Genomic DNA, 1,785 nt, shown 5'->3' on the forward strand with positions numbered 1-1,785 from the left:
AAAAATCAATATTTTCCTGTTAAACCACCTTTTTCAAATAGAAATACGACTGATAAAACGATAACAACAGCCTTCAAACTGCCCCAATATGGATAAATAGCATGATCAGTTAGACTAGCATGCTGAAAAATATTCTCTAAACCGAAAATTCCTATCATGACTGCTAAAAGGAATGAAGCTGATCCATACGTCCCTTTACGATAGAGGGTAAATAAATAGACTGCGAAAATTAGTGATAAGATGATTTGTAGTACGATTATCATAGTTCGTCCCCCAGATTATTTATAATTATATTATATGCAAAATTGTAATAAAAAGGAAGAAAACTTATTTGATACTAACAGAACTACTCTAATCATATTCTTCTATAAAAAAGAAGAAAAAGGGGTGTACAGTTAATTGACAAAAGTTAAAGTTAGTTTACGACCCATTGTTCATAACGTAAATTTACCAACTGTATTGAAAACAACGATACTTCCAGGTGAATCGACCGAAAGACTATTTATCGCAACTCAATTAGGAGAGATTTTTTACATAGGGGACGGAGTTATAAAGACATTTTTAGATATTCGTCACCTAATTATTAAATTAGGTACATTTGAAGAAGGTGTTTCTAGTAGCGGTTATGATGAACGCGGATTGCTAGGACTTGCGTTCCATCCACAATTTTATCAAAATGGGTTATTTTATCTTCATTATTCAGTAGCCGGAACTCAAGGACCAGGTGCACTTTCTGAACAATTTAAACCGAATCCTTGTGACCCTAAAACGTTAAATTTGAAGTGGGTTAATAGAAATACGCAATATGATCACATTGATACAGTGGAAGAATGGACTTTACAATCTAATGGTCAAGCTCAAAAGCGACGAATATTATTGAATGTAAGAAGACCATTTTTTAATCATAACGGAGTCAATAGTTTAAACTTTTCACCTGAGACTGGAAAACTTGTTTTTACAAATGGAGATGGTGGATCAGGTTATGATCCATTTAATTTAAGCCAAGATGATTTAGAAATAGCAGGAAAAATAATTGAAATCGATGTAAGTAAAAATACATTTATAAATAACCCTCCTGTAGTTACACGCTTTAATGAACTTCCTTTATCTATACAAGAAACACTTACAGTAATTGCAAAAGGAGTACGTAATATAACCGGCATTTCATTTCAAAGGTTTTATAATCAATATATCAAATACACCGGAAATGTCGGACAAGATATTGTAGAGTCTATTTTTTCATTTGTTCAATATAAACCTATACCGGTAACAGAACTTGTTCAAATGCATTTTATGAGGTTAACTCCCAATCAAGATGGGTTTATCAATTTTGGGTGGCGAGGATGGGAAGGGGATTTACCTACTTCTTTTATACGACATTGTTCTGAGAATCAGACTTTGGATGAGAGAACGACGGTTTATTATGATGAAACAATACAAACCTCAGTGAAGCGTATTCTGCCTCTACTTAGTTATTTTCATAAAGATTCTAGAACAGATAAGTTTGGAGGAACTTCACTTACAGGAGTTCAGCCATATATGGGAAATGCAATTCCAAATTTAACAGGTAGCGTTGTTTTTACTGACCTTGCGAAGAAAGGAGAATCCCAGTCTCCAATTAAGGGTGTTTTAGCCTATACTAGAGCAGGTACAGACGGTAAACATGCTGACTTTTATGCTATTGAAACCAATTATGATTTTGGTACGCAAGCAGCTTATTATATGAGTTTAGGAACAAATTCGAATCAAACTAAATTATATTTAGGAGTTTACAGTTCTATGAAA

Annotated in this window: 2 protein-coding genes; one reads left to right on the forward strand and one right to left on the reverse strand. The window is 33.3% G+C overall.

Annotated features, from left to right (window positions below; translation table 11 throughout):
- Positions 1-5: 5 nt before the first annotated feature.
- The gene (locus ACQGS6_RS27790) at positions 6-263 is read right to left on the reverse strand and encodes a hypothetical protein (protein WP_326318419.1); all 258 of its coding nucleotides are present in this window, start codon (positions 261-263) and stop codon (positions 6-8) included.
- 136 nt (positions 264-399) lie between these two features.
- On the opposite strand from ACQGS6_RS27790, the gene ACQGS6_RS27795 reads away from it, so the two are divergent.
- A partial coding sequence (locus tag ACQGS6_RS27795) for a PQQ-dependent sugar dehydrogenase (RefSeq protein WP_426965982.1) occupies positions 400-1,785 on the forward strand: 1,386 nt, incomplete at its 3' end.

It is taken from the genome of Bacillus sp. GMs2/2, from assembly GCF_050172095.1.
GTDB classification, from domain to species: Bacteria; Bacillota; Bacilli; order Bacillales; family Bacillaceae_G; genus Bacillus_A; species Bacillus_A cereus.